The 9,036-nt window shown below is 50.7% G+C and carries 4 protein-coding genes; all 4 read left to right on the top strand.

The features are described from left to right. Nucleotides 1-447: 50S ribosomal protein L10 (rplJ, locus tag AC1DUO_RS22165; protein WP_477988777.1), on the top strand; the 447-nt coding region annotated here is incomplete at its 5' end. A gap of 66 nt (nucleotides 448-513) precedes the next feature. Then, nucleotides 514-879, top strand: coding sequence for a 50S ribosomal protein L7/L12 (rplL, locus tag AC1DUO_RS22160; protein WP_013577410.1), 366 nt, complete (start codon nucleotides 514-516; stop codon nucleotides 877-879). 332 nt (nucleotides 880-1,211) lie between these two features. Then, nucleotides 1,212-5,240: a DNA-directed RNA polymerase subunit beta gene (rpoB, locus tag AC1DUO_RS22155; protein WP_013577409.1), complete on the top strand. Its 4,029-nt coding sequence runs from the start codon at nucleotides 1,212-1,214 to the stop codon at nucleotides 5,238-5,240. 91 nt (nucleotides 5,241-5,331) lie between these two features. After that, the coding region (gene rpoC, locus AC1DUO_RS22150; RefSeq protein ID WP_477988774.1) for a DNA-directed RNA polymerase subunit beta' at nucleotides 5,332-9,036 on the top strand (3,705 nt) is incomplete at its 3' end.

Below are 9,036 nucleotides of genomic sequence, written 5' to 3'. Positions count from 1 at the left end.
GTAGCCAAAGGCGCGCTGTCTGCGGTTGTTGCGGATTCTCGTGGCGTAACTGTAGATAAAATGACTGAACTGCGTAAAGCAGGTCGTGAAGCTGGCGTTTACATGCGTGTTGTTCGCAACACCTTGATGCGTCGCGTCGTGGAAGGTACTCAGTTTGAGTGCCTGAAAGACACGTTTGTCGGTCCAACCTTGATTGCATTCTCTACTGAACACCCAGGCGCTGCTGCCCGTTTGTTCAAAGATTTCGCTAAAGCGAATGCAAAATTTGAGGTTAAAGCTGCGGCCTTTGAAGGTGAGTTTATCTCTGCGGCTCAAATTGACCGCTTGGCAACTCTGCCTACTTACGAAGAAGCAATCGCACGCCTGATGGCAACCATGAAAGAAGCCTCTGCAGGCAAATTGGTTCGCACTCTGGCTGCTGTACGCGATCAGAAAGAAGCTGCTTAATCAGCCTTTTTTATCTCGTTCATTTGCTTACGTATAAACTATTTCTGAATTCTAGGAACACTTGAAATGTCAATCACTAAAGAACAAATCATTGAAGGCGTTGCAGCTCTGTCTGTAATGGAAATCGTTGAACTGATCTCCGCTATGGAAGAAAAATTCGGCGTTTCTGCTGCTGCTGCTGTTGCAGGTCCTGCTGCTGCTGCTGAAGCTGTTGAAGAAAAAACTGAGTTCGACGTTGTTCTGGCCGCTGTTGGCGCGAACAAAGTTGCAGTTATCAAAGCTGTTCGCACCGCGACTGGCCTGGGTCTGAAAGAAGCGAAAGACCTGGTTGAGTCTGCTCCAGCAGCTCTGAAAGAAGGCATCAGCAAAGACGACGCTGAAGCTCTGAAAAAATCTCTGGAAGAAGCTGGTGCTTCTGTTGAAGTTAAGTAAGTTTAACTTCCCGGAGTGCAGCCTGTCCTAACAGGCTGATGGCTGGTGACTTTTTAGTCACCAGCCTTTTTGCGCTATAGAGTGTCAGTGGTGTTTCACACTGTTTGAGCACTGAACTACTCTAATATCTCTTTCTATAGACGCCTTAATATATTGTTGCCTCTTGCTGTAGCTCATCTACAGATAACGCACAACGAAATGATTTAAGAGTGGTAGAAAACAGATATTGCGGGAAGCGTTTCTGCTTTCCGGTCGACATAAACGGTGTTGCATGAACTGTCCTTCTCAGGGCAGACAAGATTGGGTCACTGATCAGCGAGCTGAGGAACCCTATGGTTTACTCCTATACCGAGAAAAAACGCATTCGTAAGGATTTTGGTAAACGTCCACAAGTTTTGGACATTCCATATCTCCTTTCTATCCAGCTTGACTCGTTCCAGAAGTTTATCGAGCAAGATCCGGAAGGCCAGTACGGTCTGGAAGCTGCATTCCGTTCTGTATTCCCTATCAAGAGCTACAGCGGTAACTCTGAGCTGCAATACGTTAGCTACCGTCTTGGTGAGCCTGTATTCGACGTTAAAGAATGCCAGATCCGTGGTGTGACGTTCTCCGCGCCACTGCGCGTAAAACTGCGCCTGGTAATCTACGAACGTGAAGCACCAGAAGGTACGGTCAAAGACATCAAGGAACAAGAAGTCTATATGGGCGAAATTCCGCTCATGACCGAAAATGGTACCTTTGTGATTAACGGTACTGAGAGGGTTATCGTATCTCAGCTGCACCGTAGTCCGGGCGTATTCTTCGACAGCGATAAGGGTAAAACCCACTCTTCGGGTAAAGTGCTTTATAACGCGCGTATCATCCCTTACCGCGGTTCATGGTTAGATTTCGAGTTTGATCCGAAAGACAACCTGTTTGTACGTATTGACCGTCGCCGTAAATTGCCTGCGACCATCATTCTGCGTGCATTAAATTACACGACTGAACAGATCCTTGACCTGTTCTTTGACAAGGTGACTTACCAGATCCGCGACAACAAGTTGCAGATGGAACTGGTACCTGAGCGCCTGCGTGGTGAAACAGCTTCCTTTGATATCGAAGCTGACGGCAAAGTCTATGTAGAAAAAGGCCGCCGCATCACTGCCCGTCATATTCGTCAGCTTGAAAAAGACGAAATTCAGCGCATCGAAGTTCCTGTTGAATACATCGCAGGGAAAGTGGTCTCTAAAGACTACATCGACACCAATACCGGTGAGCTGATCGTCCCGGCTAACATGGAATTGTCTCTGGACCTGCTTGCTAAACTGAGCCAGTCCGGTCACAAAACCATTGAAACGCTGTTCACCAATGACCTCGATCATGGCGCGTACATGTCCGAGACCATTCGCGTCGACCCAACCAGCGATCGCCTGAGCGCACTGGTTGAAATCTACCGAATGATGCGTCCTGGTGAGCCACCAACGCGTGAAGCGGCGGAAAGCCTGTTTGAGAACCTGTTCTTCTCTGAAGATCGTTACGACCTGTCTGCTGTAGGTCGTATGAAGTTCAACCGTTCTCTGTTGCGTGATGAAATCGAAGGTTCAGGTATCCTGAGCAAAGACGACATCATTCAGGTAATGAAAAAGCTGATCGGCATTCGTAACGGCCAGGGCGAAGTGGATGATATCGACCACTTGGGCAACCGTCGTATTCGTTCCGTCGGCGAAATGGCTGAAAACCAATTCCGTGTTGGTCTGGTTCGTGTTGAGCGTGCTGTTAAAGAGCGTCTGTCTCTGGGCGATCTCGACACACTGATGCCTCAGGATATGATCAACGCTAAGCCGATTTCGGCTGCGGTGAAAGAATTCTTCGGCTCAAGCCAGTTGTCACAATTTATGGACCAGAACAACCCGTTGTCTGAGATCACGCACAAGCGTCGTATCTCTGCATTGGGCCCGGGCGGTTTGACCCGTGAACGTGCTGGCTTTGAAGTTCGAGACGTACACCCGACTCACTACGGCCGCGTATGTCCAATCGAAACGCCAGAAGGTCCAAACATCGGTCTGATCAACTCCTTGTCTGTCTATGCACAGACCAATGAGTACGGTTTCCTGGAAACCCCTTACCGTCGCGTGCGTGATGGTCTGGTGACTGATGAAATCAACTATCTGTCTGCCATTGAAGAAGGCAACTTCGTAATCGCTCAGGCGAACTCCAACCTGGACGAAGAAGGGCGCTTCATTGAAGACCTAGTCACTTGTCGTAGCAAAGGCGAATCAAGCCTCTTCAGCCGCGATCAGGTTGACTACATGGACGTTTCCACCCAACAGGTTGTATCCGTTGGTGCTTCATTGATTCCATTCCTGGAACACGATGACGCCAACCGTGCATTGATGGGTGCGAACATGCAACGTCAGGCAGTTCCGACTCTGCGCGCTGATAAGCCGCTGGTAGGTACTGGTATGGAACGTGCTGTAGCAGTTGACTCCGGTGTTACTGCCGTAGCCAAACGTGGCGGTATTGTTCAGTACGTGGATGCATCCCGTATCGTTATTCGTGTTAACGAAGAAGAGATGTACCCGGGCGAAGCAGGTATCGACATTTATAACCTGACCAAATACACCCGTTCTAACCAGAACACCTGCATCAACCAGATGCCGTGTGTGAATCTGGGCGAGCCAATCGAGCGCGGCGACGTGCTGGCAGATGGTCCGTCTACAGATCTTGGCGAACTGGCTCTGGGTCAGAACATGCGTGTCGCGTTCATGCCTTGGAACGGTTACAACTTCGAAGACTCCATCTTGGTCTCCGAACGTGTTGTGCAGGAAGACCGCTTCACGACCATCCATATCCAGGAACTGGCATGTGTGTCCCGTGACACCAAGTTAGGGCCTGAAGAGATCACCGCTGACATCCCTAACGTGGGTGAAGCTGCGCTCTCCAAACTGGATGAATCCGGTATCGTTTATATCGGTGCTGAAGTGACCGGTGGTGACATTCTGGTGGGTAAGGTAACGCCTAAAGGCGAAACCCAGCTGACGCCGGAAGAGAAACTGCTGCGTGCGATCTTCGGTGAGAAAGCGTCTGACGTTAAAGACTCTTCTCTGCGTGTACCAAACGGCGTGTCCGGTACGGTTATCGACGTGCAAGTCTTCACCCGCGATGGCGTGGAAAAAGACAAGCGTGCGTTGGAAATCGAAGAGATGCAGCTGAAGCAGGCGAAGAAAGACCTGACTGAAGAACTGCAGATCCTGGAAGCCGGTCTGTTTGCACGTATCCAGTCTGCGCTGGTTGCTGGCGGTGTTGAAGCTGACAAGCTGGGCAAATTGCCTCGCGATCGTTGGTTAGAACTGTCACTGACTGACGAAGACAAACAGAATCAGTTGGAACAGCTTGCTGAACAGTACGACGAACTGAAATCCGAGTTTGAGAAAAAACTCGAAGCTAAGCGTCGTAAAATCACTCAGGGCGATGATCTGGCACCAGGTGTGCTGAAAATCGTTAAAGTGTATTTGGCCGTTAAACGTCAAATCCAGCCTGGTGACAAAATGGCAGGCCGCCACGGTAACAAAGGTGTTATCTCCAAGATCAACCCGATCGAAGATATGCCTTACGATGAAAACGGGACTCCTGTTGATATCGTACTGAACCCGCTGGGCGTTCCATCACGTATGAACATTGGTCAGATTTTGGAAACCCACCTGGGTATGGCCGCGAAAGGTATTGGTGAAAAAATCAATGCCATGCTGAAGAAACAGGAAGAAGTTTCTAAGCTGCGCGAGTTCATCCAGCGTGCCTATGATCTGGGCGACGACGTACGTCAGAAAGTGGATCTGACCACCTTTACCGATGACGAAGTATTGCGTCTGGCTGAGAACCTGAAAAAAGGTATGCCAATCGCGACACCAGTCTTCGACGGTGCGAAAGAGACAGAGATCAAGCAACTGCTTGAAATGGGCGGAATCCCAACCTCTGGTCAGATCACACTGTTTGACGGCCGTACCGGCGAGCAATTCGAGCGTCAGGTTACCGTCGGCTACATGTACATGCTGAAACTGAACCACCTTGTTGACGATAAGATGCACGCGCGTTCTACCGGTTCTTACAGCCTTGTTACTCAGCAGCCGCTGGGTGGTAAAGCTCAGTTCGGTGGTCAGCGCTTCGGTGAGATGGAAGTGTGGGCACTGGAAGCATATGGTGCCGCATATACCCTGCAGGAAATGCTGACTGTTAAGTCCGATGACGTGAATGGCCGTACTAAGATGTATAAAAACATCGTAGATGGCGATCATCGTATGGAACCAGGCATGCCGGAATCCTTCAACGTACTGTTGAAAGAAATCCGTTCTCTGGGTATCAACATCGAGCTGGAAGACGAGTAAGTACTCGAATTCGCACTGATCACAGGGGCACCTGCCTGTTAATCAATACAGACCAGGTGCCTAACAGGTCTAACCCGACGGGAGCCAATCCGTGAAAGACTTACTAAAGTTTCTGAAAGCGCAAACTAAGACCGAAGAGTTTGATGCGATCAAAATTGCTCTGGCATCGCCAGACATGATCCGTTCTTGGTCTTTTGGTGAAGTTAAGAAGCCAGAAACCATTAACTACCGTACGTTCAAACCAGAACGTGACGGCCTTTTCTGTGCCCGTATTTTCGGACCAGTAAAAGACTACGAATGCCTGTGCGGTAAGTACAAGCGTTTAAAACATCGCGGCGTGATCTGCGAGAAGTGCGGCGTTGAAGTGACCCAGACTAAAGTACGCCGTGAGCGTATGGGCCACATCGAACTGGCTTCCCCGACTGCACACATCTGGTTCCTGAAATCGCTGCCATCGCGCATCGGTTTGCTGCTGGATATGCCACTGCGTGACATCGAACGTGTTCTGTACTTCGAATCCTATGTGGTTATCGAAGGCGGCATGACTAACCTCGAAAAACGCCAGATCCTGACTGAAGAGCAGTATCTGGATGCGTTGGAAGAGTTTGGTGATGAGTTCGACGCGAAGATGGGTGCGGAAGCAATTCAGGCTCTGTTGAAAAACATGGACCTGGAAGCAGAGTGCGAGCAACTGCGTGAAGAGTTGAACGAAACCAACTCCGAAACCAAACGTAAGAAGCTGACCAAGCGTATCAAGCTGCTGGAAGCGTTCGTTCAGTCTGGTAACAAACCAGAGTGGATGATCCTGACTGTGTTGCCGGTACTGCCGCCAGACTTGCGTCCATTGGTTCCGTTGGACGGCGGCCGTTTCGCAACGTCAGATCTGAACGATCTGTATCGTCGCGTTATCAACCGTAACAACCGTCTGAAACGCCTGCTGGATCTGGCTGCGCCAGACATCATCGTACGTAACGAAAAACGTATGCTGCAAGAAGCGGTAGATGCTTTGCTGGATAACGGCCGTCGCGGTCGTGCAATCACCGGCTCTAACAAGCGTCCGCTGAAATCTCTGGCAGACATGATTAAAGGTAAACAGGGTCGTTTCCGTCAGAACCTGCTGGGTAAACGTGTCGACTACTCGGGTCGTTCCGTTATCACCGTAGGTCCATACCTGCGTCTGCACCAGTGTGGTCTGCCGAAGAAAATGGCACTGGAACTGTTCAAACCGTTCATTTACGGCAAGCTGGAACTGCGTGGCCTGGCCACCACCATCAAAGCCGCTAAGAAAATGGTTGAGCGCGAAGAAGCTGTCGTTTGGGATATCCTGGACGAAGTTATCCGCGAACACCCGGTACTGCTGAACCGTGCACCAACCCTGCACCGTTTGGGCATCCAGGCGTTTGAACCGGTTCTGATCGAAGGTAAAGCAATCCAGCTGCACCCGCTGGTTTGTGCGGCATATAACGCCGACTTCGATGGTGACCAGATGGCTGTTCACGTACCGTTGACGCTGGAAGCCCAGCTGGAAGCGCGTGCGTTGATGATGTCTACCAACAACATCCTGTCACCTGCGAACGGCGAGCCAATCATCGTTCCTTCTCAGGACGTTGTATTGGGTCTGTACTATATGACCCGTGACTGTGTTAACGCCAAAGGCGAAGGCATGGTTCTGACTGGTCCTAAAGAAGCTGAGCGTATTTATCGCGGCGGTCTGGCCTCTCTGCATGCGCGTGTCAAAGTGCGTATCACCGAAGAGATCAAAAATACCGAAGGCGAAGTTACGCACAAGACGTCGATTATCGACACGACTGTCGGTCGCGCCATCCTGTGGATGATCGTGCCAAAAGGTCTGCCGTTCTCGATCGTCAACCAGCCTCTGGGCAAAAAAGCTATCTCCAAAATGCTGAACACCTGTTACCGCATTTTGGGCCTGAAGCCGACCGTTATTTTTGCTGACCAGATCATGTACACCGGTTTTGCTTACGCTGCCCGTTCAGGCGCGTCAGTAGGTATCGATGACATGGTAATCCCTGCGAAGAAAGCAGAGATCATCGAAGAAGCAGAAACCGAAGTTGCTGAAATCCAGGAACAGTTCCAGTCTGGTCTGGTCACTGCTGGCGAACGCTATAACAAAGTGATCGACATCTGGGCTGCGGCCAACGAACGTGTTGCTAAGGCAATGATGGAAAACTTGTCTGTTGAAGACGTCGTCAACCGTGACGGTGTTGTTGAACAGCAGGTTTCCTTCAACAGTATCTTTATGATGGCCGACTCCGGTGCGCGTGGTTCTGCTGCACAGATTCGTCAGCTGGCTGGTATGCGTGGCCTGATGGCGAAACCAGATGGTTCCATCATTGAAACGCCAATCACCGCGAACTTCCGTGAAGGTCTGAACGTACTCCAGTACTTCATCTCTACTCACGGTGCTCGTAAAGGTTTGGCGGATACCGCACTGAAAACGGCTAACTCCGGTTATCTGACCCGTCGTCTGGTTGACGTGGCACAGGATCTGGTCGTGACCGAAGACGACTGTGGTACTCACGAAGGCATCATGATGACTCCTGTCATCGAAGGTGGCGACGTTAAAGAACCACTGCGTGAACGTGTGCTGGGTCGTGTGACTGCAGAAGATATCCTCAAGCCGGGTACGGCGGATATCCTGGTTCCACGTAACACCCTGCTTCACGAGAAGACGTGTGATCTGTTAGAAGAGAACTCTGTCGACAGTGTGAAAGTACGTTCAGTCGTAAGTTGCGAAACCGACTTTGGTGTGTGTGCAAACTGCTACGGTCGCGACCTGGCACGTGGTCACATCATCAACAAAGGTGAAGCGATCGGTGTTATTGCAGCACAGTCCATCGGTGAGCCGGGTACCCAGCTGACGATGCGTACGTTCCACATCGGTGGTGCGGCATCTCGTGCGGCAGCAGAATCCAGCATTCAGGTTAAGAACACCGGTACCATTAAGCTGAGCAACCACAAGCATGTTAGCAACTCTAACGGCAAACTGGTTATCACTTCCCGTAACACTGAGCTGAAATTGATCGACGAATTCGGTCGTACCAAAGAAAGCTATAAAGTGCCTTACGGTTCCGTGATGGGCAAAGGTGATGGCGCATCTGTTAACGGCGGCGAAACCGTGGCTAACTGGGATCCGCACACCATGCCAGTTATCAGTGAAGTGAGTGGTTTCATTCGCTTTGCCGATATGGTGGATACTCAGACCATTACCCGCCAGACCGACGACCTGACCGGTTTGTCTTCTCTGGTGGTTCTGGACTCTGCAGAGCGTACCGGTAGCGGTAAAGACCTGCGTCCTGCACTGAAAATCGTTGATGCTAAAGGCGACGACGTATTGATCCCAGGTACTGATATGCCTGCTCAATACTTCCTGCCTGGTAAAGCGATTGTTCAGCTGGAAGATGGTACTCAGATCCACTCTGGTGACACCCTGGCGCGTATTCCTCAGGAATCCGGCGGTACCAAGGACATCACCGGTGGTCTGCCACGCGTTGCTGATCTGTTCGAAGCACGTCGTCCGAAAGAGCCTGCAATCCTTGCTGAAATCAGCGGGATCATCTCCTTCGGTAAAGAAACCAAAGGCAAACGTCGTCTGGTAATTTCTCCGTTGGATGGCAGCGATGCTTACGAAGAAATGATTCCTAAATGGCGTCAGCTGAACGTGTTCGAAGGCGAAGTTGTGGAACGTGGTGACGTCGTATCTGACGGCCCTGAGTCTCCGCACGACATTCTGCGTTTACGTGGTGTTCACGCGGTTACCCGCTACATCACCAAC

Source organism: Rahnella sp. P4_A8 (assembly GCF_056402435.1).
Note: the sequence above shows the minus strand (reverse complement) of the source record. Positions and strands in the feature narration are given on the sequence as shown.